Source organism: Leifsonia sp. P73 (genome assembly GCF_051059105.1).
GTDB lineage: Bacteria > Actinomycetota > Actinomycetes > Actinomycetales > Microbacteriaceae > Leifsonia.
This window is the reverse complement of sequence record NZ_CP194931.1, coordinates 931,673-954,600: the sequence shown is the minus strand read 5'-3', so window position 1 is coordinate 954,600 and position 22,928 is coordinate 931,673. Positions and strand designations below refer to the sequence as shown.

General features: G+C 70.8%; 22 protein-coding genes and 1 pseudogene. 21 read left to right on the top strand and 2 right to left on the bottom strand.

Features of this window, described 5'->3' with window-relative positions:
• Positions 1–48: 48 nt before the first annotated feature.
• The 11 genes and pseudogenes from ACQ86L_RS04840 to dapF all read left to right on the top strand — a co-directional run bounded on the left by ACQ86L_RS04840 (position 49) and on the right by dapF (position 11,049).
• Positions 49–540, top strand: coding sequence for a GNAT family N-acetyltransferase (locus ACQ86L_RS04840; RefSeq protein ID WP_434317903.1), 492 nt, complete (start codon positions 49–51; stop codon positions 538–540).
• A gap of 111 nt (positions 541–651) precedes the next feature.
• Positions 652–3,464: pseudogene (locus ACQ86L_RS04835) on the top strand (DNA translocase FtsK 4TM domain-containing protein).
• 5 nt (positions 3,465–3,469) lie between these two features.
• A complete protein-coding gene (pgsA, locus tag ACQ86L_RS04830; RefSeq protein WP_434317902.1) occupies positions 3,470–4,093 on the top strand; it encodes a CDP-diacylglycerol--glycerol-3-phosphate 3-phosphatidyltransferase in 624 nt (207 codons plus the stop codon).
• Positions 4,080–4,598, top strand: coding sequence for a CinA family protein (locus ACQ86L_RS04825; RefSeq protein WP_434317901.1), 519 nt, complete (start codon positions 4,080–4,082; stop codon positions 4,596–4,598). Before pgsA ends, ACQ86L_RS04825 begins: the two co-directional genes overlap by 14 nt.
• Before the next feature lie 183 nt (positions 4,599–4,781).
• Positions 4,782–5,093 carry a helix-turn-helix domain-containing protein gene (locus tag ACQ86L_RS04820; protein ID WP_345834619.1) on the top strand — a complete coding sequence of 104 codons (312 nt, stop codon included), beginning with the start codon at positions 4,782–4,784 and terminating at the stop codon, positions 5,091–5,093.
• Positions 5,094–5,159: 66 nt separating this feature from the next.
• Positions 5,160–5,384 carry a DUF3046 domain-containing protein gene (locus ACQ86L_RS04815; RefSeq protein WP_434317900.1) on the top strand — a complete coding sequence of 75 codons (225 nt, stop codon included), beginning with the start codon at positions 5,160–5,162 and terminating at the stop codon, positions 5,382–5,384.
• Between the two features lie 166 nt (positions 5,385–5,550).
• Positions 5,551–6,630, top strand: a complete 1,080-nt coding sequence (gene recA / locus ACQ86L_RS04810) for a recombinase RecA (protein ID WP_434317899.1) — start codon at positions 5,551–5,553, stop codon at positions 6,628–6,630.
• A gap of 305 nt (positions 6,631–6,935) precedes the next feature.
• Entirely contained in the window at positions 6,936–7,538 is a 603-nt protein-coding gene (locus ACQ86L_RS04805) for a regulatory protein RecX (protein ID WP_434317898.1), read from the top strand.
• Between the two features lie 64 nt (positions 7,539–7,602).
• The gene (gene miaB / locus ACQ86L_RS04800) at positions 7,603–9,237 is read left to right on the top strand and encodes a tRNA (N6-isopentenyl adenosine(37)-C2)-methylthiotransferase MiaB (protein WP_434317897.1); all 1,635 of its coding nucleotides are present in this window, start codon (positions 7,603–7,605) and stop codon (positions 9,235–9,237) included.
• Between the two features lie 15 nt (positions 9,238–9,252).
• Positions 9,253–10,161, top strand: a complete 909-nt coding sequence (gene miaA, locus ACQ86L_RS04795; protein ID WP_434318843.1) for a tRNA (adenosine(37)-N6)-dimethylallyltransferase MiaA — start codon at positions 9,253–9,255, stop codon at positions 10,159–10,161.
• Between the two features lie 9 nt (positions 10,162–10,170).
• On the top strand, positions 10,171–11,049 hold the full coding sequence (gene dapF / locus ACQ86L_RS04790; protein WP_434317896.1) for a diaminopimelate epimerase: 879 nt from the start codon (positions 10,171–10,173) through the stop codon (positions 11,047–11,049).
• 4 nt (positions 11,050–11,053) lie between these two features.
• Here the strand turns inward: dapF and ACQ86L_RS04785 are convergent, their stop codons facing one another.
• Entirely contained in the window at positions 11,054–11,671 is a 618-nt protein-coding gene (locus ACQ86L_RS04785) for a class I SAM-dependent methyltransferase (protein WP_434317895.1), read from the bottom strand.
• A gap of 89 nt (positions 11,672–11,760) precedes the next feature.
• Here ACQ86L_RS04785 and hflX point away from each other — a divergent pair, with 89 nt between their 5' ends.
• From hflX to ACQ86L_RS04765, 4 genes are all read left to right on the top strand, one after another.
• Positions 11,761–13,296 carry a GTPase HflX gene (gene hflX / locus ACQ86L_RS04780; protein WP_434317894.1) on the top strand — a complete coding sequence of 512 codons (1,536 nt, stop codon included), beginning with the start codon at positions 11,761–11,763 and terminating at the stop codon, positions 13,294–13,296.
• Positions 13,297–13,497: 201 nt separating this feature from the next.
• Entirely contained in the window at positions 13,498–14,493 is a 996-nt protein-coding gene (locus ACQ86L_RS04775; RefSeq protein ID WP_434317893.1) for a methylenetetrahydrofolate reductase, read from the top strand.
• Positions 14,490–16,841 carry a 5-methyltetrahydropteroyltriglutamate--homocysteine S-methyltransferase gene (gene metE / locus ACQ86L_RS04770; RefSeq protein ID WP_434317892.1) on the top strand — a complete coding sequence of 784 codons (2,352 nt, stop codon included), beginning with the start codon at positions 14,490–14,492 and terminating at the stop codon, positions 16,839–16,841. Before ACQ86L_RS04775 ends, metE begins: the two co-directional genes overlap by 4 nt.
• 87 nt (positions 16,842–16,928) lie before the next feature.
• Entirely contained in the window at positions 16,929–17,276 is a 348-nt protein-coding gene (locus ACQ86L_RS04765; protein WP_434317891.1) for a metallopeptidase family protein, read from the top strand.
• A 73-nt stretch (positions 17,277–17,349) separates the two neighbouring features.
• On the opposite strand, the gene lexA is transcribed toward ACQ86L_RS04765, so the two are convergent.
• Complete coding sequence (gene lexA, locus ACQ86L_RS04760) at positions 17,350–18,018, bottom strand: transcriptional repressor LexA (protein WP_434317890.1); 669 nt, start codon at positions 18,016–18,018, stop codon at positions 17,350–17,352.
• A gap of 265 nt (positions 18,019–18,283) precedes the next feature.
• On the opposite strand from lexA, the gene ACQ86L_RS04755 reads away from it, so the two are divergent.
• From ACQ86L_RS04755 to ACQ86L_RS04730, 6 genes are all read left to right on the top strand, one after another.
• A complete protein-coding gene (locus tag ACQ86L_RS04755; protein WP_434317889.1) occupies positions 18,284–18,637 on the top strand; it encodes a LysM peptidoglycan-binding domain-containing protein in 354 nt (117 codons plus the stop codon).
• A 189-nt stretch (positions 18,638–18,826) separates the two neighbouring features.
• The gene (locus ACQ86L_RS04750) at positions 18,827–19,951 is read left to right on the top strand and encodes a histidinol-phosphate transaminase (protein ID WP_434317888.1); all 1,125 of its coding nucleotides are present in this window, start codon (positions 18,827–18,829) and stop codon (positions 19,949–19,951) included.
• Positions 19,948–20,550 (top strand): imidazoleglycerol-phosphate dehydratase HisB, encoded by a 603-nt coding sequence (hisB, locus tag ACQ86L_RS04745; protein ID WP_434317887.1) that lies wholly within the window; start codon positions 19,948–19,950, stop codon positions 20,548–20,550. Before ACQ86L_RS04750 ends, hisB begins: the two co-directional genes overlap by 4 nt.
• Positions 20,547–21,179, top strand: coding sequence for an imidazole glycerol phosphate synthase subunit HisH (gene hisH, locus ACQ86L_RS04740; RefSeq protein WP_434317886.1), 633 nt, complete (start codon positions 20,547–20,549; stop codon positions 21,177–21,179). The genes hisB and hisH overlap by 4 nt, the downstream gene beginning before the upstream one ends.
• Positions 21,180–21,236: 57 nt before the next feature.
• Positions 21,237–21,983 carry a bifunctional 1-(5-phosphoribosyl)-5-((5-phosphoribosylamino)methylideneamino)imidazole-4-carboxamide isomerase/phosphoribosylanthranilate isomerase PriA gene (gene priA, locus ACQ86L_RS04735; protein WP_345834634.1) on the top strand — a complete coding sequence of 249 codons (747 nt, stop codon included), beginning with the start codon at positions 21,237–21,239 and terminating at the stop codon, positions 21,981–21,983.
• The gene (locus ACQ86L_RS04730; RefSeq protein ID WP_434317885.1) at positions 21,967–22,878 is read left to right on the top strand and encodes an SseB family protein; all 912 of its coding nucleotides are present in this window, start codon (positions 21,967–21,969) and stop codon (positions 22,876–22,878) included. Before priA ends, ACQ86L_RS04730 begins: the two co-directional genes overlap by 17 nt.
• Positions 22,879–22,928: the final 50 nt, after the last annotated feature.

The following is a 22,928-nucleotide window of genomic DNA, read 5'->3' as shown; positions in this document are numbered from 1 at the left end:
GAGGCTCCTGTAACCCGCACGAAACACGCCGGCGAGTAGCGTTCAGCCATGACAGGGTTCCGGATCCGCCCGGCGAACGGAGAAGACGCGCGCGTCCTCTCCGACATGCTGGTGGAGGCGGCGAACTGGGACGTCTCTCGCGCCCGTCCGCGCGTCGCAGTCCTGGAGGACCCGACCGTCCTGCGCTACGTCGCCGGCTGGAAGCGGCCGGGCGACTTCGGTTGCGTGGCCGAGGACGCGCACGGCGCCGCCGTCGGAGCCTGCTGGGCCCGGCTGTTCCCGGCGGACCAGCCCGGCAAGGGTTTCGTCGCCGTCGGCGTGCCCGAGTTGACCCTTGGCGTGAATGCGCAGTGGCGCGCGCAGGGCGTCGGCCGCGCACTCCTGCAGGAGCTCGGACGCGTCGCGGCCTCCTCCGGCGCGGCGCGCCTCAGCCTCAGCGTCGACCACGGCAACTTCGCCCAGCGGCTCTATGTCAGCGAGGGGTATGTGACGGTCCAGTCGCGCGCGACGGCCGACACGATGGTGCGCGCGGTGCGCTGAGCGGTCCCTCCCAACCGTCTGTCCCTCACAGCCGTCGCCCCACTGCCGATTTTCCCCGATATCAGCGCGTGATCCGTCCCCCTGCCGGGGGTCCGAAGTAGCGTTGAACCTATGGCTACGAGCACCAAGTCGACTTCGTCCGCCCGGGGGTCCGGTCGCGGCGGCTCGACGGCGCGCAAGACGGCCGCCAAGACCCCGACGAAGACGCAGAACCAGAAGACCGTCGCGTACCCGGCAGCGGACGACGCACCGAGTCCGCTCGTCCGCGCCTGGATGGGCCTGGCGCACCTCACCGGCGGCGCGTTCCGCGCGCTCGGGCCGGAGAAGCTGAGCAAGGAGGAGCGCCGCGACGGGTTTCCCTTCTTCCTGGTCCTGCTCGCCATCGCCGGGGTGGTCGTGGAGTGGTTCCTGATCAATGACCAGGTGGCCCGCACGCTCGACTCGTGGACGTTCGGCCTGCTGTTCGGCCGGGTCTCGTTCGCGCTGCCGGTGATCATGGTGGTCTTCGCGGCCTGGCTGTTCCGGCATCCCAGCTCCGTGCACGACAACACGCGCATCGGGATCGGCCTCGGCATCCTGCTGCTGATGGTCTCCGGGCTCTGCCACCTGTTCAGTCACCACCCGTCGCCCACCGACGGCGTCGCCGCGCTGGCGCAGGCCGGCGGGATGCTCGGCTGGCTCATCGCCGCCCCGCTGTCCTGGCTGATCACGCCGTACGGGGCCGCCGCGGTCATCATCCTGCTGCTGATCCTCAGCCTCTTCATCATCACCAAGACGCCTCCTAACAAGCTCCCCGCGCGCATCCGCGAGCTGTACGCCTACCTGTTCGGCGCGCAGCTCCCCACGGAGGAGGAGCGCCAGGAGGCCAGGGACGAGCGCAGGAACCAGCGCACCGAGCAGGTCGAGCTCGACGGGCTGGACGAGCCGGAGGGCGAGACCGCACTGCCCTGGTGGCGCCGCAACAAGTCCCAGCGCGAGGAGGACCCGGACTACGAGGCCCCGGCCGACCTCACCGACGTGTTCGGCGCTCCCGCGCGCGGCAAGGGCGAGTTCGCCTCCGCGCTGGAGCCCGACCCGGCGAGCGACCACTACAACACCGAGGTGCTCAGCGAGCTCGCCAACGCGGAGACCGTGCTGCAGCGCTTCACCGGCGAGCTGCCGCCGACCGCGGCCGCGGCGCCGCTCGTGCCGACCGCGCCCGCCGTGCTGCCGGGCTTCCAGGCCGGCGCCGACGACTTCGACGAGACCGTCGCGGTCGACGAGGGCGACGTGCAGCCGACCGCGCCCTACAACCTCCCCTCGGCCTCCATGCTCGCGGCGGGCACGCCCGCGAAGACCCGCTCCAGCGCGAACGAGGAGATCGTCGCGGCGATCACCGAGGTGCTGACCCAGTTCGGCGTCGATGCCAAGGTGACGGGCTACTCCCGCGGCCCGACAGTGACGCAGTACGAGATCGAGCTCGGCCCCGGCGTCAAGGTGGAGCGCGTCACGGCGCTCAGCAAGAACCTCTCGTACGCGGTCGCGAGCAACGAGGTCCGCATCCTCTCGCCCATCCCCGGTAAGTCCGCCATCGGCATCGAGATCCCGAACAGCGACCGCGAGATCGTCTCGCTCGGCGACATCCTCCGCTCCCCGGCTGCCGCCAAGAGCGTCCACCCGATGACAATCGGCGTCGGCAAGGACGTCGGCGGCGGGTTCGTGGTCGCGAACCTCGCGAAGATGCCGCACCTCCTGGTGGCCGGCTCGACCGGCTCCGGAAAGTCGAGCTTCGTCAACTCGATGATCACCAGCCTCCTGATGCGCGCGAAGCCGTCCGAGGTCCGCATGGTGCTCATCGACCCGAAGCGCGTCGAGCTGACGATCTACGGCGGCGTCCCGCACCTCATCACGCCCATCATCACGAACCCGAAGAAGGCCGCCGAGGCGCTGCAGTGGGTCGTCAAAGAGATGGACATGCGCTACGACGACCTGGCGAGCTTCGGCTTCCGGCACATCGACGACTTCAACAAGGCGGTCGTCAACAACGAGATCGTGCTGCCGGAGGGCAGCGAGCGCAAGCTCAAGCCCTACCCGTACCTCCTCGTGGTCGTCGACGAGCTCGCCGACCTGATGATGGTCGCCCCGCGCGACGTCGAGGACTCGATCGTCCGCATCACCCAGCTCGCGCGTGCGTCCGGCATCCATCTGGTGCTGGCGACGCAGCGCCCGTCGGTGGATGTCGTCACCGGTCTCATCAAGGCCAACGTCCCGTCCCGCCTCGCGTTCGCCGTGACCAGCGTCACCGACTCGCGGGTCATCCTCGACCAGCCGGGCGCAGACAAGCTCATCGGCCAGGGCGACGCGCTGTTCCTGCCGATGGGCGCCTCCAAGGCGCTGCGCGTGCAGGGCGCGTGGGTGAACGAGGACGAGATCCAGAAGGTGGTCGACCACGTCACCCGCCAGGCCCGGCCGGAGTACCGGCAGGACGTCACGGCGGCCGCGGAGAAGAAGCAGATCGACTCGGACATCGGCGACGACCTGGAGCTGCTGCTCGCGGCGGCCGAGCTCGTCGTGTCGTCCCAGTTCGGCTCCACGTCGATGCTCCAGCGCAAGCTGCGGGTCGGCTTCGCCAAGGCGGGCCGGCTCATGGACCTCCTGGAGTCCCGCGAGATCGTGGGGCCGTCCGAGGGCTCGAAGGCCCGCGACGTGCTCGCGACCGCGGAGCAGCTCCCGCAGGTGCTGGCGCGCCTGCGCGGGGAGGAGCCGCCGTCGCGTCCGGCTGCCGCTCCCGCGCCGGCGGGACAGCCGGCCCCCAGCCCACCGCTGCCGTTCACGACGACGGCGACCGGTACGGAGCCGACCCCGTCGCGGAGATGACCCAGGGCTATCCTGAAGAGGACGGCGACTCGGACGAGGACGCCTGGCAGCTGACCGGCAGGGAGTAGACCGCATGTCGGTGCCCGACACGCCTCCGCCTGCCGCGGCGGACGGCAGCACGAACCGCGCGAGCAACTGGAACGTGCCCAACCTGATCACGGTGGTGCGCATCCTCCTCGCGCCGGTGTTCGTCTGGATGCTGCTCGCCGACGCCGGCCAGGACGGCCCGCTGCGCTGGACGGCGGCGGTGCTGTTCGTGCTCGCCATCGCCACAGACGGCGTGGACGGCGCGATCGCCCGCCGCAACAACCTGGTCACCGACCTCGGCAAGCTGCTCGACCCGATCGCCGACAAGGTGCTGACCGGCGGAGCGCTGGTGTCGCTGTCGATCCTTAACGAGCTGCCCTGGTGGGTCACCATCGTCATCCTCGTGCGCGAGATCGGAATCACCGTCTACCGGTTCGTGGTCATCCGGCAGGGTGTCATCGCGGCGTCCCGCGGCGGGAAGATCAAGACCATCGTGCAGTCGGTGGCCATCTCGTTCGCGCTGTTCCCGCTGTGGACGATCTTCGGCGACTGGATCTTCTGGGTGAACGGCATCCTGATGACCGCCGCCGTGATCCTGACCGTCGTGACCGGCTTCGACTATCTCTGGCAGGCCTACCGCGGCCGGAGGGCCAAACGTGCCGGGGCCTGACGACGTCGCCGCCGCCGACCTCACCTTCCGGGTGGTGCGCACGCTCATCGAGCGCCGCCAGACGATCGCCGTCGCGGAGTCGCTGACCGGGGGCGGGCTCGCGGCAGAGCTGACCCGCGTCCCCGGGGCATCGGCGGTCGTGCTCGGCGCGGCGGTCGTGTACGCGACCGAGCTCAAGCACACGCTGCTCGGGGTGGACGCCGACCTCCTGCTGCGGGAGGGGCCGGTCGACCCGGAGGTCGCGCGCCAGCTCGCCGCTGGGGTGCGTGACCGGCTCGCCGTCGACGGGCGCCCCGCCGACCTCGGCGTCTCGACCACCGGTGTGGCCGGCCCCGACGCGCAGGGCGGCCGCCCGGTGGGCATGGTCTACGTCGGTGTGGCGTCGGCTGCGGGTGTCCGTTCCGTCGAGCTGAGGCTCGCGGGGGACCGCCAGTCGATCCGCTCGCAGACGATCGCGCGGGCGGTGCGCGAACTGGCCGTGGAGCTCGGGATCGCGGAGCGCTGACACCTCTTCGGGGGTGCTTCCGGACTCCGCCACAGCCCAGGGAATAGCTGGTGTTTCCGTCTGGTTACAACTCCTTGCATTCACAACGAAAGCCCAGTCGTCGCGGATATCGTGACTGACATGGATGCGGTACAGTTGGCATCCATTCGATACGTCGGCAGGGTAGAAGAAGGAGGCTCCGAAATGATTCTTGTACGTCAGGAAATCGGCGACGTGCTCAGGGACTTCCGCCTGCAGAAGGGCCGCACCCTCCGCCAGGTCGCGAGCAAGGCGAGTGTCGCCCTCGGCTACCTCAGCGAGGTCGAGCGCGGTCAGAAGGAGGCGTCGAGCGAGATCCTCGCCTCGGTGGCCGACGCTCTGGAGACCCCGGTCTCCGTCATCATGCGCGAGGTCGGCGACCGCATCGCGGTGCTCGAAGGCCTCGAGCCGGTCATCCCCGACACCATCCCCGACGACTTCGTCTCCGCCATGGACGCGAACCTCGTCTCCCGCTGAACATCCACGACATTCCGTGAGGGCGCCCCGCACGATGCGGGGCGTCCCCTCGTTTAAGGTGAACCCATGAAGTTGAGCGAGTTCCAGCGCGCCGTCACCGACGAGTTCGGCTCCGGCTACGGGCAGGCGCTGCTGACCGACCTCGTGCTCGGCGAGCTCGGCGGACGCACGGCGCAGGAGGCGCTGAACGCCGGCATCCCGGCGCGGGAGGTGTGGCTCGCGCTGTGCCGCGAGACCGGCGTGCCCCAGTCGCACTGGTACGGCGCGGGAATGCCCGCCCCGAAACGCTGACGACACGCCGGTGAGCGCGCTCGAAGATATGTTCGGAACTGACTAGACTCCTGCACAGGCAGCAATCGAAAACGAGTTGTCCACGGATCCGTCGATCGACACCCGGAGTGTCGGCGGTCGGCCATACAGTCGAACTCGTCAGCGAAGCCCACGAAGGAGAACCGCAATGCCATCACCCGCAGACCGCGAGAAGGCGCTCGAGACCGCGCTCGCCCAGATCGACCGTCAGTTCGGCAAGGGCTCGGTCATGCGACTGGGCAGCGACGAGCGCGCCCCCGTCGAGGTCGTCCCCACCGGGTCGATCGCTCTGGATGTCGCCCTCGGCATCGGGGGTCTGCCCCGTGGCCGCATCGTCGAGATCTACGGTCCGGAGTCCTCCGGTAAGACCACGCTGACCCTGCACGCCATCGCCAACGCCCAGCGGGCCGGCGGCATCGCGGCCTTCATCGACGCCGAGCACGCGCTCGACCCGGAGTACGCCCGCAAGCTCGGCGTCGACATCGACGCCCTCCTCGTCTCCCAGCCCGACACGGGTGAGCAGGCGCTCGAGATCGCCGACATGCTCGTGCGCTCCGGCTCCATCGACCTGATCGTGATCGACTCCGTGGCCGCGCTCGTGCCGCGGGCCGAGATCGAGGGTGAGATGGGTGACTCCCACGTCGGTCTCCAGGCACGCCTCATGTCGCAGGCGCTCCGCAAGCTCACCGGTGGGCTCAACCAGACGAACACCACGATGATCTTCATCAACCAGCTGCGCGAGAAGATCGGCGTCTTCTTCGGAAGCCCCGAGACCACCGCCGGTGGTAAGGCGCTCAAGTTCTACGCGTCGGTGCGACTCGACATCCGCCGCATCGAGACCCTGAAGGACGGCACCGAGGCGGTCGGAAACCGCACCCGCGTCAAGGTCGTCAAGAACAAGATGGCGCCGCCCTTCAAGCAGGCGGAGTTCGACATCCTCTACGGCGTCGGCATCTCGCGCGAGGGCAGCCTCCTCGACTTCGGCGTGGAGCACGGCATCGTCAAGAAGTCGGGCGCCTGGTACACGTACGAGGGCGACCAGCTCGGCCAGGGCAAGGAGAACTCGCGCAACTTCCTCATCGCGAACGCCGACGTCGCCGCGGAGATCGAGCACAAGATCCTCATCAAGCTCGGTGTCATCGCGGATCCCAACGCGGCCGCGGCGCCGGCGGCGGCGGACAACGTCGACTCGCTGGAGAAGAAGCTGCAGGCTCGTAAGGGGGCGTGAGCGCGGGCTCGGCGTGAGCCGGGCGGCGCGCACGGCGGCACTGGCATCAGCGGGAGAAGAATGAGGAGGGGGCTGTTGTGGTCGTGAGGTTTCCTTCTGAATCCCAGGGTGCGGGGGCCGAGGGGTCTGACCATGTGGCTCCGGTGACGCCGTTGCGTCGCGCAGCCGGATCGGCATCGGCAAAGCGGGAGCGTGTGCCGGGCGTGGTGCGGCCTGTGGCGGCGCTTCCGGGAGCACAGGAGCCGACGGCCCCGGATTCCGGCGACGCGTCCGAGCGGTGGAACAACACGTGGGCGGCTGAGCCTGTGCGGCGTTCCCGGGCAGTCGACGCGACCGCTGCGCCCGTCGCGACCGATTCGCCCCACTCGGCCGCTTCGCGCGACGCCGGCATGGCGCCCGCGGACGACGAGGAGAGCGAGCGGTTGGCGCGGAAGGCGTCGGGGGTCACGATCCGGCAGCTCGCTCGACGGGGGATGTCGCGGTGGGAGCTGGAGCAGTTGCTCACCAAGCGGGAGATCGCTCCGGAGGTGTTCGGTCCCGAGCTCGATCGGCTCGCGGCGATGGGCGTGATCGACGACGCGTCGCTCGCGGCGTCGCTGGCATTCACGCAGCACAGCCGGAAGGGGCTGGGGCGATCGGCGATCGAACTCGACCTGAAGCGGCGCCACATCGCTCCCGAGCTGATCGAGGAGGCGCTCGCCGACATCGCGGACGAGGACGAGGTGGAGCGGGCGACCGAGCTGGCCGTCAAGCGGATCGGGCAGCTCTCGTCGTACGACGACGACACCGCGCGACGGCGGCTGCACGCGTTCCTCGCGCGCAAGGGCTACGACTCCTCCGTGGTCCGGCAGGCGATGGACGCGGCGTTCGCCACGCGTGGGCGTCGCTGCGGAGTGCGATTCCAGTAGGCGCGAACGGGGGTCGGGCGGTCGTTCGATTCCGGTCCCGGTCGAACGTAGAATCGTACGCATCATGAGCACCATCGAGTCGAGCACCGTCGAGTTGAGCACCGCCGAGCACTCCCGCGTCTTCGAGCCGTCGCCGGCCGCCCTCAGCGAGGACGGCCGTCCGCGGACGTACGAGGTGCGCACCTTCGGCTGCCAGATGAACGTGCACGACTCCGAGCGGCTCAGCGGCTCGCTGGAGGCCGCTGGCTACGTCCCGGCCGACGGCGCCGAGGCGGACATCGTCGTGATCAACACGTGCGCGGTCCGCGAGAACGCCGACAACAAGCTCTACGGCAACCTCGGCCACCTCGCCGGCGTCAAGCGCCGTCACGCGGGGATGCAGATCGCCGTGGGCGGCTGTCTCGCCCAGAAGGACAAGAACGTCATCCTCGAGAAGGCGCCCTGGGTCGACGTCGTCTTCGGCACGCACAACATGGGCTCGCTGCCCGGCCTGCTCGAACGCGCGCGCCACAACGACGCAGCCGAGATCGAGATCCTGGAGTCGCTGGAGACGTTCCCGTCCACGCTGCCCACCAAGCGCGACTCCTCGTATTCGGGCTGGGTGTCCATCTCGGTCGGCTGCAACAACACCTGCACCTTCTGCATCGTGCCGTCGCTGCGCGGCAAGGAGAAGGACCGCCGGCCCGGCGACATCCTCGCCGAGATCGGCACGCTGGTCGAGGACGGCGCCATCGAGGTCACGCTGCTCGGCCAGAACGTCAACTCCTACGGCGTCGAGTTCGGCGACCGCCAGGCGTTCAGCAAGCTGCTGCGCGCGGCGGGGGAGATCGCGGGTCTGGAGCGCATCCGCTTCACCAGCCCGCACCCGGCCGCGTTCACGGACGACGTCATCGACGCGATGGCGGAGACGCCGAACGTCATGCCGCAGCTCCATATGCCGCTCCAGTCCGGCTCGGACCGCATCCTCAAGTCGATGCGCCGCTCGTACCGGTCGGAGAAGTTCCTCGGCATCCTCGACCGCGTGCGCGCCAAGCTGCCGGACGCGGCGATCAGCACGGACATCATCGTGGGCTTCCCGGGCGAGACCGAGGAGGACTTCCTGGAGACGATGCGCGTGGTCGAGGCGGCGCGCTTCGCCTCGGCGTTCACGTTCCAGTACTCGATCCGCCCGGGGACCCCGGCGGCCGACATGGCCGACCAGATTCCGAAGGAGGTCGTGCAGGAGCGCTACGACCGCCTGATCGCCCTGCAGGAGCGCATCTCCCTGGAGGAGAACGAGCGCCTGATCGGACGCGAGGTCGAGCTGCTGGTGGCCAACGGCGAGGGACGCAAGGACGCCGACACGCACCGCCTGAGCGGCCGGGCGCGCGACAGCCGCCTCGTGCACTTCGAGCTGCCGGAGGGTTCGGACGTCCCGCGCCCCGGCGACGTGGTCACCGTGCGGATCACGCAGGCCGCGCCGCACTACCTGATCGCGGACAGCGCCGACGGCGCTCCCCTCGCCATCCGTCGCACCCGTGCGGGCGACGCGTGGGACCGCGCGGAGGCCGAGTCGTGCGCGGTGCCGTCCCACGGCGACGGCGCGCAGGCGGCCGGCCGGGTATCGCTCGGCCTGCCCACGCTGCGCCCGCGCGACCCGCTGACCTCCCCGGGTGTCGGCACGATGCCGATCTACGACCCGTCGGACGGCCAGCGCTGAGCGCGCCGGCCCTCCATCGTCGCCATCGTCGGCGCCACCGGCACCGGCAAGACCGAGCTCTCGCTCGCCCTCGCGGAGGCACTCCGCGAGCAGGGCCGCGCCGCCGAGGTCGTCAACGCGGACGCGATGCAGTTCTACCGGGGCATGGACATCGGCACCGCGAAGCTCCCGCCGGCCGAGTGGCGCGGTGTGCCGCACCACCTGTTCGACGTCCTCGACGTGACCGAGGAGGCGACCGTCGCGCGCTACCAGCCGGAGGCGCGGCGGGTGATCGAGGAGATCCTCGGGCGCGGGGCGACGCCCATCCTCGTCGGCGGGTCCGGGCTGTACGTGTCCAGCGTGATCTTCGACTTCCGGTTCCCGGGGACCGACCCCGAGCTCCGGGCGCGGCTGGAGGCCGAACTCGCGGCGCAGGGGCCGGGGATGCTGTTCCGGCGGCTGGTCGAGGTCGATCCGGAGGCGGCGCAGCGCATCGGGTCGTCCAACGGGCGGAGGATCGTCCGCGCGCTGGAGGTCGCCGAGCTCACCGGGCAGTCCGTCAGCGGCGCGCTCCCGGACGAGCCGCAGTTTTGGCGGCCGACCGTCGTGCTCGGGCTCGCGGCGCCACGCGAGGAGCTCGTCCTCCGGCTGGACGCGCGGGTCGAGAGGATGTGGCGCGACGGGCTCACCGACGAGGTGCGGCGGCTGATCCCGCTCGGCCTGGAGGACGGGGTGACCGCCCGCCGCGCGATCGGCTACGCCCAGGCGCTCGCGGAGGTGAAGGGCGAGCTGACCCGCGCGGAGGCCGTCGCGGCGACGCAGCAGCTCACCCGGCGGTACGCGCGCAGGCAGGTGAGCTGGTTCAAGCGCTATGCCGGCATCCACTGGCTGGGCTACGACGATCCCGACCTGACCGCCGCCGCCTTGGACGCGCTCGGCCGATAGGCTGGTGCGATGGCGACGCTCCACTTCACCAAGGGTCAGGGGACCGGCAACGACTTCGTGCTCTATTCCGACCCGGACGGGCGCCAGCCGCTGACGCCGCAGCAGATCGCCGCGATCTGCGACCGGCACTTCGGGATCGGCGCGGACGGCGTGATCCGCGCCGTCCGTTCCACGCACCTGCCGGAGGGCGCCGAGGCGCTTGCGGAGGACGACGGCGCCGAGTGGTTCATGGACTACTACAACGCCGACGGCTCCATCGCCGAGATGTGCGGCAACGGCATCCGGGTGTACGTGCGCTACCTGCTGGCGTCCGGGCTGGCCGAGCTCGCCGACGGCGACACCCTCCCGATCGGCACCCGCTCCGGCGTGCGCGACGTGCAGCGCAACCTCACCGGGTTCCAGGTCGACCTCGGCCGGTGGAGCCTCGACGGCGGCGAGCCGCTGGTGCGCGCCAAGGAGCTGCCGGTCGCGCGTCCCGGTCTCGGCATCGACATGGGCAACCCGCACGTGGTCGTCGCGGTCGCGGACGAGTCCGAGCTGGAGGCCGCCGACCTCACCTACATCCCGCACATCGAGCCGGAGCCCGAGGACGGCGCCAACGTCGAGTTCGTCGTGCCGCAGGAGCCGCTGGTGCGCGACGGTGTCGGCCGCATCCGGATGCGCGTGCACGAGCGGGGGAGCGGCGAGACGCTCTCCTGCGGCACCGGCGCGGCCGCGGCGGCGCTGGCCGTCCGGCACTGGGCCGGTTCGGGCGCGCCCGACCAGTGGCGCGTGGAGGTGCCGGGCGGCACGGTCGGCGTGCGGATGTTCCCGACCGAGGACGGTGAGCACGTCGCGCTCTCCGGCCCGGCCGAGCTGGTCTACACCGGCACCCTCGAGCTCGCCTGAGCCTTCAGGAGGCGGCGGGCTTGCGGGTGCGGAGGACGCGGTAGCCCTTGGAGATGGCGGCGCGGGTCGTCGTCAGCTCGGGCATGGTCGCCTGGATCCAGCGCTGCAGCGAGTCGCTGCCGAGGTTGCGCTGCACGACCAGCCACGCGTCCGAGCCCGGCTCCAGCCGCGGCAGCCAGCGCAGCAGGATGTCGTGGAGCTCGTTCTTGCCGACCCGGATGGGCGGGTTGGACCAGATCGTGGTGAATTCCAGCGACTCGGGAACATCATCCGGCGTCACGGGGTTAACATTTGTGAGACCGAGCTTCTGCGCATTCCGGCGCACCACGTCCAGCGCTCGGGTGTTGACGTCGACCGCCCAGACGGTCGCATGAGGGGATTCGAGAGCAAGTGTGAGAGCCAGAGGCCCCCAGCCGCAGCCGAGGTCGAGGAACTGACCTCCGGGCGGCGCGGAGGGGACATGGTCGAGGAGCACTCGCGTACCCATATCGATGCGCTCGGGGCTGAAGATCCCGTTCGCCGTCACCAGTTCGTACGTCTGGCCCGCCAGGCGTGCGGTGAACGGCCGCAGGTTCAATTCGCTCTCGGGAGCGGGTGAGAAGTAGTGATCTCCGCTGGCCATATAGAGGACCGTACAGGACGCGGACCATCAGACAAACACGGCAGAACAGACAGACTAGGGTGTACCCCACCTGGATCAGGGGACAGTGAATGACCGAACGAACAGATTTCGAAGAGCAGACCGCGGAAGTGACCGCCGGACACACCGTCGACGACGTCGTCGCGCGCGTGCTCGCCACCCAGCAGAACCGCGCCACCGTGACGCTGTTCGGCTCCGGAGCGCAGGCGCTCCAGTCGAGCGACGCCGACGGCGACGGCCACGACGGCGAGCAGTACGAGCGCGAGGAGCGTGCGGCGCTCCGCCGCGTGTCCGGCCTCTCGACCGAGCTCGAGGACGTCACCGAGGTCGAGTACCGGCAGCTCCGCCTCGAGAACGTCGTGCTCATCGGCGTGTACTCGCAGGGCTCGCTCCAGGACGCCGAGAACTCGCTCCGCGAGCTCGCCGCCCTCGCCGAGACCGCCGGCGCCGCCGTGCTCGACGGCCTCCTGCAGCGGCGGCCGCACCCCGACCCCAGCACGTACCTCGGCCGCGGCAAGGCGGAGGAGCTGGCCGGGGTCGTGCGCGCCCTCGGCGCGGACACCGTCATCGCCGACACCGAGCTCGCGCCCAGCCAGCGTCGCGCGCTGGAGGACGTGGTGAAGGTGAAGGTGATCGACCGCACGGCCGTCATCCTCGACATCTTCAGCCAGCACGCCAAGAGCCGCGAGGGCAAGGCGCAGGTCGAGCTCGCGCAGCTCGAGTACCTGCTCCCGCGCCTGCGCGGCTGGGGCGAGTCGATGTCCCGCCAGGCCGGTGGCCAGGTGGGCGGCGCGGGAGCCGGCATGGGCTCGCGCGGACCCGGTGAGACGAAGATCGAGCTCGACCGGCGGCGCATCCACTCGCGCATGGCGAAGCTGCGCAAGCAGATCGCCGGCTTCAAGCCGGCCCGAGAGGCGAAGCGGGCGAACCGCAACCGCAACGCGGTGCCGTCCGTCGCCATCGCCGGGTACACGAACGCGGGCAAGTCCAGCCTCCTCAACCGGGTGACCAAGGCGGGTGTGCTCGTCGAGAACGCCCTGTTCGCGACGCTGGACGCGACCGTGCGCCGCTCGGTGACCGCCGACGGCCGGCTCTACACGCTGGCCGACACGGTCGGCTTCGTGCGCAACCTGCCGCACCAGCTGGTGGAGGCGTTCCGCTCGACGCTGGAGGAGGTCGCCGACTCCGACGTCATCCTGCACGTGGTCGACGGCTCGCACCCCGACCCGGCGTCGCAGCTCGCGACGGTCCGCGACGTGATCGGCGAGGTCGGTGCGCGGGACATCCCGGAGATCGTGGTGTTCAACAAGGCCGACCTCATCCCGGCCGACGACCGGCTCGTCCTGCGCGGTCTGGAGCCGGGCGCGATCTTCGCGTCCGCGCGCACCGGGGAGGGCATCGACGAGGTGCTCGCCGCGATCGCGCGGCTGCTGCCGGACCCGTCCGTCGAGGTGGAGCTGGTCGTCCCGTACGACCGCGGGGACCTGGTGTCGGCGCTGCACGAGCGCGGCCGGGTGCTGTCGACCGAGTATGTCGAGGACGGCACGCGGGTGCGGGCACGGATCATGCCGGAGTACCAGTCCGTGTTCGAGCCGTTCGCCGTCTAGAGCGCGCGAGCACCGGTGAAGGAGGCCGGGCGGAACCACTGTGTCACTAGATGACGGAGCGGCTTCCGCCCGGCCTTCGTCGTTGTTACTGTGCCTACACAACCGAAGCGGGCGACCGCTGACGTGGTGCGACAGCCGAGCCCGGCACCCGCCCGCCCCTCCCATTCGACGTTTCCCGACGTCGATCGGAGGAGCCCGCCTGTGACGCTGATCGACACCCGAGGAATCATGGACTGTACCGACGCGCGGTTCTCGTTCGAGCTGTATCCGCCGCGCAACGAACGCGCCGCGGCCGCGCTGCCCGCGACGATCGACCGCCTCGCCGCCGCCGGTCCCGACTTCATCTCGGTGACCTACGGAGCGAACGGTTCGTCGCGCTCGTCGTCGCTGGAGGTGCTGCGCTACATCCTGGAGCAGACCGACGTCAGCCCGATGGCGCACCTGACCTGCGTCGGGTCGACGCACTCCGAGGCGAACCGGCTGATCCGGGAGTTCCTGGACGCCGGCATCCGGCGCTTCCTGGCCGTGCGCGGCGACCCGCCCGCGGGCCTCGCGCCGGGAGACGACGGCCTGGGCGACATCAAGAGCTCCGCGGAGCTCGTGCAGCTCATCCACCGGGTGCAGGCCGAGCGCGTCCCGTACGATGCGCTCCCCGTGCCGGGGCTGCGGGCGCAGGCCGTGCTCTCGCACCGCGAGCACGTGCAGATCGCGGTCGCGGCGTTCCCGCACGGGCATCCGTCCCGGACCGTGTCGCAGGACATCGACGCGCTGCTCGCCAAGCAGGCGGCCGGTGCCAACCTCGGGATCACCCAGCTCTTCTTCCACGCGGAGGACTACCTCTCGTTCGCGCAGAAGGCGAAGGACGCGGGCGTGACCTTCCCCATCCTCCCCGGCATCATGCCGGTCACCTCGCCCGCGCGCCTGGCACGGATGCTGGAGCTCAGTGGCGAGGACCTCCCGAGCGACCTCGCCATCCAGCTGGAGGTCGAGCCCGACGAGGAGGGCAGGCGCGAGCTCGGCATCGAGTGGACCGCGCGCCTGGCGCAGCGGCTGCTCGACGGCGGCGCCCCCGGCATCCACCTCTACACGTTCAACCAGCACTCCGCCGTCCTCTCGGTCCTCGAGAGGGTCGGCCTTCTGGACCCGACCTCATCCACCACCTCCACCCCCTCGCAGAAAGCAGGCGACCCCGCATGACCGACACCACCACCCGTACCGCCTTCCCGGTGGGCACCATCATCGGCTACCCGCGCATCGGCCGGCGCCGTGAGCTCAAGAAGGCCGTCGAGGCGTTCTGGGCCGGGCAGACCACGGCAGAGGAGCTGGAGGCCACGGCCGCCGCGCTGCGCGCAACCACCCGGGAGCGGCTCGCCGCGCTCGGCCTCGGCCGCGACGACGCCGCGATCCCGGAGAGCTTCAGCTTCTACGACCAGGTGCTCGACGCGGCGGTGACCGTCGGCGCGATCCCGTCCCGGTTCGCGGACCTCGCCGCGGCGGACGGCTCGGTCGACCTGGCCGGCTACTTCACGATCGCCCGCGGCGAGGGCGACAAGGCCCCGCTGGAGATGACCAAGTGGTTCGACTCCAACTACCACTACCTCGTGCCGGAGCTCGGCCCGGAGACGGCCTTCCGGCTCGCGTCCGACCGCATCGTGCGTCAGTTCGAGGAGGCGCGCGCCGCCGGGTTCGTCACCCGTCCGGTGATCGTGGGCCCCGTCACCTTCCTGCTGCTGAGCAAGGCGAGTGACGAGGCGCCGGAGGGCTTCCGTCCGCTGTCGCGCCTCGCCGACCTCCTGCCGGTCTACCGCGAGCTGCTGGCCCGCCTGGCCGCCGCCGGCGCGCCGTGGGTGCAGCTGGACGAGCCTGCGCTCGTCTCGGAGAGCATCGAGGAGCCGCGCACCGAGGTGCTGGAGGCGGTCCGTGCCGCCTACGCCGAGCTGGGCGGCGCGGCCGAGCGGCCGGCGATCTTCGTGGCGGCGCCGTACGGCAGCCTGGACGACGCCCTCCCCGTGCTCGCCGCGTCGCCGGTGGAGGCCATCTCCCTCGACCTGGTGCGGGGCAGCATCCCGGCCGGGCTCGACGCCGCCACCCGCACCGCGCTGGCCGGCAAAACCCTCGTCGGCGGCGTGATCGACGGCCACAACATCTGGCGCGGCGACCTGGAGGCGGCCTTCGGGACGCTGACCGAGCTGCTCTCGCTGAGCCCGGACGTCGCGGTGTCGACCTCCACCTCACTGCAGCACGTCCCGCACGACGTGGACGACGAGCCGGACCTCGACGCGCGTCTGAAGTCGTGGCTCGCGTTCGCCGACCAGAAGGTCGGGCAGGTCGCCGTGCTGGCGCGCGGCATCGTGGACGGCCACGAGGCCGTGCAGGACGAGCTCACCGCGGCGACGGCGGCGCTCGCCGACCGTGCCTCCGCTCCGGGCGTGCGGGTCGAGGCCGTGCGATCGCGGGAGGCCGCGCTGACCCGGGCGGACTTCCGCCGCGGCGAGTACAACGCGCGGCAGGCCGCCCAGGACGAGGCGCTGCACCTGCCGTTCCTGCCGACCACCACGATCGGGTCGTTCCCGCAGACGGCGGACATCCGGCGCTCCCGCGCCCAGCTCGTCGCGGGGGTTATCGACGAGACAGAGTACCTCGGCCGCATGCAGGCCGAGATCAAGCGCGTCGTCGACCTCCAGGAGGAGATCGGCCTCGACGTCATCGTGCACGGCGAGCCGGAGCGCAACGACATGGTGCAGTACTTCGCCGAGAACCTGGACGGGTTCGCGGTCACCCGCAACGGCTGGGTGCAGTCGTACGGGTCGCGCTGCACGCGCCCGTCGATCCTGTGGGGCGACGTGTCGCGGCCGAAGCCGATCACGGTGGACTGGTCGACGTACACCCAGACGCTGACCGAGAAGCCGGTCAAGGGCATGCTGACCGGACCGGTGACGATCCTCGCGTGGTCGTTCGTCCGCGACGACCAGCCGCTCGGTGAGACCGCACGGCAGGTGGCCCTCGCGCTGCGCGACGAGATCGCGGACCTGGAGGCCGCGGGCATCCGCGTCGTGCAGGTGGACGAGCCGGCGCTGCGCGAGCTGCTGCCGCTCAAGCGCGCCGACCAGGCCGCCTACCTGGACTGGTCGGTCGGCTCGTTCCGGCTCGCGACCTCCGGGGTGGCGGACGCGACGCAGATCCACACCCATCTCTGCTACTCGGAGTTCGGCGTGGTCATCGACGCGATCCGCAACCTCGACGCGGACGTGACCAGCATCGAGGCGGCGCGCAGCCGGATGGAGGTCGTCCACGACATCCAGCGCTCCGGCTTCGAGCACGGCATCGGCCCGGGCGTCTACGACATCCACTCGCCGCGCGTGCCGTCGGTCGCCGAGGTCACCGAGCTGCTGGAGACGGCGCTCAGCGCGATCCCGGGCCGTCAGCTCTGGGTGAACCCGGACTGCGGGCTCAAGACCCGCGGGTACGACGAGACGGTGGCGTCGCTGCGCAACATCCTCGCGGCGACGCGCGACGTGCGGGAGCGCGTGGGCGTGACGGCCTGATCGCTCCTGGCGGCGAGGCCGCGCTGTCCCGTTCCGCTGTGCGCGGACGGGGAGCGCGGCCTCCGCCGGTTCGGGGAAGATGAGCGCATGCGCATTCCGGACGACGAGTTCGAGCGGCTGGTGGACGACGTCTTCGACGGCCTGCCGGACGACATGGTGCGGCCGCTGGAGAACGTGGCGATCATCATCCAGGACCAGCCGCCGGGCGCGCGGCCGCGGCTGTACGGGCTGTACACCGGGCATCCGCTCACGCGGCGCGGGGTCTACGGGTTCGGCGAGCTGCCGGACCGGATCACGCTGTTCCGCAACAACCTCGAGGCGAGCTGCGAGACCGTCGAGCAGCTTCGCGAGCGGGTGCGTGTCACGCTCGTCCACGAGATCGGGCACTACTTCGGGCTGGACGACGCCCGCCTCCAGGAGCTCGGCTGGGCCTGACCGCGCCGCGATTCGTGCCGAATGTCGACTCTGGCCGCCATTATTGCGACATTCGGCACGAATCGGGGGTGGGTCAGACGGCGCGGAGGACGGCGACGACCTTGCCGAGGATGGTCGAGTAGTCGCCCAGGATCGGCTCGAAGTTCGAGTTGCGGGGGAGCAGCCAGGTGTGGCCGTCGCGCTGGCGGAACACCTTGACCGTGGCCTCCTCGTCGAGCATGGCCGCCACGATGTCGCCGTTCTCCGCGGTGTTCTGCGCGCGGACGACCACCCAGTCGCCGTCGCAGATGGCCGCGTCGATCATGGACTCGCCGACCACCTTGAGCATGAAGAGCTCGCCGTTGCCCACGAGCTGGCGGGGGAGCGGGAAGACCTCCTCCACCTGCTGCTCGGCCGTGATCGGGACGCCCGCGGCGATGCGGCCGACGAGCGGGACCATCGCGGCGTCGCCGACCGGGGTCTGGCTCTCGAAGTCGGGGGTGCTCGACGGGACGTCGATGAGGATCTCCAGCGCGCGCGGCCGGTTCGGGTCGCGGCGCAGGTAGCCGCTCAGCTCCAGCTGGTTGAGCTGGTGGGTGACGGACGAGAGGCTGGACAGACCGACGGCGTCGCCGATCTCGCGCATGCTCGGCGGGTAGCCCCGCGTGCTCACGGAACGCTGGATCACGTCGAGGATGGCGAGCTGCTTCTCGCTGAGGTTCTTGCGGCGCCGCGTGCGCGGAGCCTGGTTCTCGTTCGACACGCTCGTCCCTTCGTGACCGTCGCCGTCACCCGGAGGAACCGAATGTCGGTGGTGCCTGGTTGTCTTACGTCCAGACAATCGAAACTGTATCCACAGTACGGCTGCCCGACAAACATGTGTTCGAGTGTGTCTCGAAATACATGCCAGTTTTTTCGGCCGGACGAGGATTGCGGTCTCGAACATTCGAAGATATATTCGGAACAGAGCTTCGACCGGAGCCTTTGGAGGTCACGACATGAGCGCAGTGGTTATGCACAACGTTGGGATGAACAGCGTTGGGGCGAGTGACGCGCAGGCGGCCGGACGTGTTCGGCTGCGGCTCACGCGCCGTGGGCGTGCCGTGCTGACCATGCTCGTGGCGCTGCCGATCGTGATCGGGGCGATGGTGTTCGCGCTCAACGGCGGAGGTGCGGCGGCTACGGGGGAGCAGGCGCACGTGACCTTCCACTACGTGACGGTGCAGTCGGGGGACTCGCTGTGGTCGGTGGCGTCGCGGATCGCGCCGAACGCCGACCCGCGCGATGTGATCGCGGATCTAGTGAACCTGAATGGGCTGTCGTCGGCGGTGGTGACGCCGGGGCAGCAGCTGGCGATTCCGACGCAGTACGACGGGAAGTAAGGGGCAGCGTCGCCGCCACCTGGCCCACCGCATGAAGGAGAAATCGCGCGACACGCTGCTGAATCTCCTGTGGTTGGGGGTTCGGCAGGAGATTTGGGCGCGTTTTCCTTTTTACGGGAGGCGCTCGGCGGGGGTGCAGCGGGGCGTCACACGGCGGGAGCGTTCAGTGTGGCTGGTTAGCATTGAGGGGTGACCTCTCTCTCCGATCTTCCGATCCGTGATGACCTGCGCGGTCGCACCCCGTACGGGGCGCCGCAGAAGGTCGTGCCCGTCGCGTTGAACGTGAACGAGAACACGCATCCGGTTCCGGAGGACGTCGCCGCGGACATCGTCGCGCGGGTCGCGGTCGCCGTGACGGGGGTGAACCGCTACCCGGATCGCGAATTCACCGAGTTGCGGGAGGCGTTCGCTCGCTACCTCGGGCACGGGCTGACGGCAGCGCAGGTCTGGGCCGCCAACGGGTCCAACGAAGTGCTGCAGCACATCCTTCAGGCGTTCGGCGGCCCGGGGCGCAGCCTCCTCGGGTTCGCACCCACCTACTCCATGTATCCGCTGCTGGCGTCCGGCACCGGGACGAGCTGGATCGCGGCCGGGCGCGACGCCGACTTCGAGCTGTCGGCGGAGACCGCGGCGGCGGCCGTGCGGGAGCACGATCCGGACATCGTCATCCTCTGCTCGCCGAACAACCCGACCGGGACACCTCTCTCGCTCGACACGATCGAGGCTGTCTACGCTGCGGCGCGCGGCATCGTGATCGTGGACGAGGCGTACGCCGAGTTCATGCCGGAGGGCGAGCCGTCAGCGCTCACATTGCTTCCGGGACGCGAGCGGCTGCTCGTCTCCCGCACGATGAGCAAGGCGTTCGCGTTCGCGGGGGCGCGCGTCGGCTACCTGGCCGCCGACCCCGCTGTGGTCGACGCGCTTCGGCTGGTGCGGCTCCCGTACCACCTCTCCGCGATCACGCAGGCCGCCGCCCTCGGGGCGCTCGCGCACTCGGACGAGATGCTCGCGATGGTGGGCGAGATCCGCGCGCAGCGTGACCGGCTCGTGGTGGAGCTGGCCGGGCTCGGCTACCTCCCGCACCGCAGCGGCAGCAACTTCGTGCTGTTCGGCGGCGTGGACGACCCGCAGGCGGTGTTCGAGGCGCTGCTGGAGCGCGGGGTGCTCATCCGCGACGTCGGCATCCCGAACCACCTGCGGGTCACCGCCGGCACCGAGACCGAGACGACCGCGTTCCTGGAGGCGCTGCGCGCGCTCGGCCGCCCCTCCGGAGCCGTGGCAGCCTCCGCCCAGTCGGTAAGCTCGCAGTCATGACGAATCGGACCGCCCAGCTTCAGCGCGCGACCAGCGAGTCGAGCATCGAGCTCAGCCTCGACCTCGACGGCACCGGGGCGTCCGACATCCACACGTCGGTCCCGTTCTACGACCACCTGCTGACCGCGTTCGCCAAGCACTCGCTCACCGACCTGACGGTGCGGGCGAGCGGCGACACCGACATCGACGTGCACCACACCGTGGAGGACGTCGCGATCGTTCTCGGCCAGGCGATCAAGAAGGCGCTCGGCGACAAGGACGGCATCTCCCGTTACGGCGACGCGCTCGTCCCGCTCGACGAGGCGCTCGTGCAGGCGGTGGTCGACATCTCCGGACGTCCCTACCTCGTGCACGGCGGCGAGCCGGCCGGGTTCGAGTTCCACCTGATCGGCGGGCACTTCACCGGGTCGATGGTGCGGCACGTCTTCGAGGCGATCGCGTTCAACGCCGGGCTGACCGTGCACGTCACGGTGGTCGGCGGCCGAGACCCGCACCACATCGCGGAGGCCGAGTTCAAGGCGTTCGCGCGCGCGTTCCGGCAGGCGAAGGCGCTCGACCCGCTGGTGTCCGGCATCCCGTCGACCAAGGGCGCGCTGTGAGCGCACCGGACGTCGTGGTCTTCGACTACGGGACAGGCAACGTCCACTCCGCGGTCAAGGCGCTGGAGGCCGCGGGGGCGAACGTCGAGCTCACCGGCAACCGCCGGCGCGCGCAGGAGGCGGACGGCCTGTTCGTCCCCGGCGTGGGCGCGTTCGCCGCGGTCGCGGACGCGTTGCGCCGCTCGCACGGGGACGAGGTCATCGACCGCAGGCTCGCGGGCGGCCGGCCGGTGATCGGCGTCTGCGTCGGCATGCAGGTGCTGTTCGAGCGCAGCGTCGAGCACGGCACCGAAGCCGAGGGGCTGGGCGAGTGGCCGGGCACGGTGGACCTGCTCCGCGCGGACGTCGTCCCCCACATGGGCTGGAACACCGTCGAGGCGCCGGAGGACTCCGTGCTGTTCGACGGCATCCGCGACGAGCGCTTCTACTTCGTCCACTCGTACGCCGCGCAGGACTGGACGCTGGAGGCGACCGGGCCGTTCGCGCAGCCGCGGGTGACCTGGGCCGAGCACGGCTCGCGCTTCGTTGCCGCGGTGGAGAACGGTCCGCTCAGCGCGACCCAGTTCCACCCGGAGAAATCCGGCGAGGCCGGGCTGAGACTCCTGCGCAACTGGATCGGCTCGCTCTAGCGACGATCCCTGTCCGCGACGCGGACCCGAACGACCCCGACAGAGGAAACACACGACATGAGCGAACTCACGAACACGCCCAAGCTGGTCCTGCTGCCCGCCGTCGACGTCGCCGACGGCAAGGCCGTGCGGCTGACGCAGGGCGAGGCCGGCAGCGAGACCAGCTACGGCGACCCGGTCGACGCGGCCGCCGAATGGGTGGACGCCGGTGCCGAGTGGATCCACCTTGTCGACCTGGACGCCGCGTTCGGCCGGGGCGACAACCGCGACCTCCTGAAGAAGGTCATCCACCAGACCAAGGGCGTCAACATCGAGCTCTCGGGCGGCATCCGCGACGACGCGTCCCTGGAGCACGCGCTGGCGATCGGCGCGACCCGGGTCAACCTCGGCACGGCGGCGCTGGAGAACCCCGAGTGGGCGGCGAACGTGATCGGGCGCTACGGCGAGGCGATCGCGGTCGGGCTGGACGTGCGCGGGACGACGCTGGCTGCGCGCGGCTGGACGCGCGACGGGGGCGACCTGTGGGACGTGCTGGCGCGGCTGGAGGACGCCGGGTGCGCCCGCTACGTCGTGACGGACGTGACCAAGGACGGCACTCTCAAGGGCCCGAACATCGAGCTGCTGCGCCAGGTGATGGAGCGCACCGAGCGCCCGGTGGTCGCCTCCGGCGGCATCTCCAGCCTCGACGACATCGCCGCGCTGCGCGAGCTGGTCCCGCTGGGCCTGGAGGGCGCGATCGTCGGCAAGGCGCTCTACGCCGGGGCGTTCACCCTGGCGGAGGCGTTGGATGTCGCCGGCGTCTGAACCGACCGAGGGCGTGGAGCCGGGCGAGGGCTCGGCTGCCGCTGCGGAGGCGCGCGACGCCTCCGCCACTCCACCCGGCCCCACCTCCAGCGGCGCCGGCCGGCTGGCCGGGTTCGCGGCGACGCTCGCCGGGTTCACCGCCTCCGCCGGTGACTCCGCGGGCCGGCCGTGGGAGGGGCGCGAGTTCGACGACAACCCCTTCGGCGATGACGACGGGTCCGCGCCTCCCGAACTGCTCGGCGCACTCGCCGCGTTCCGCGCGGGCGATGTCGGCGCCGAGGTCGTGGTGGACGCCGTGCGCGCGGTGCGCGTCCTCATCCCGCTCGTCGCCGAGCTGGGAGAGGAGGGTGTGAGCGACGCCGGGCTCGCGGTCGACAAGACGCAGGAGCTGTCGATCGTCACCGTCGCGGCGCCGGACGGACGCCGCGTGCTCCCCATCTTCTCGTCGGTGACGGCGATGCAGGCGTGGAACCCGGCGGCGCGACCGGTGCCGGCGGCCGGTCCGCGCGCGGCTCTCGCGGCCGCGTCGGAGGAGACCGAGCTGCTGGTGCTCGACCCCACCTCCGAGACCGAGTTCGTGCTGCGGCGCCCGGCGGTCTGGGCGCTCGCGCAGGGGCAGTCGTGGCTGCCGAGCGACCGCGACCCTGTCGTGCTGGCGGCGTTCCGGGCGTCGATCGGCTCCGAGCTCGGCGTGCTCGACGTGGAGCTGGCGGCAGGCGACCCGGGCTACCGCCTCGCCGGGGACGAGCTGGTGGTGCGGCTCACGCTCGCCGCCGGGCTGACCGCGGAGGAGCTGAACGCCATCCTGTCCCGGCTGGCCCAGCGCTGGGCCGCCGACGACGCGATCGCGACCCGGGTCGACTCGCTCCGCGTGCAACTCACCGCCGCGTCCTGACCCCTCAACCCGGCGAGACGGCGAATTCTCTGCCTCCTCGGCGGTTTGGT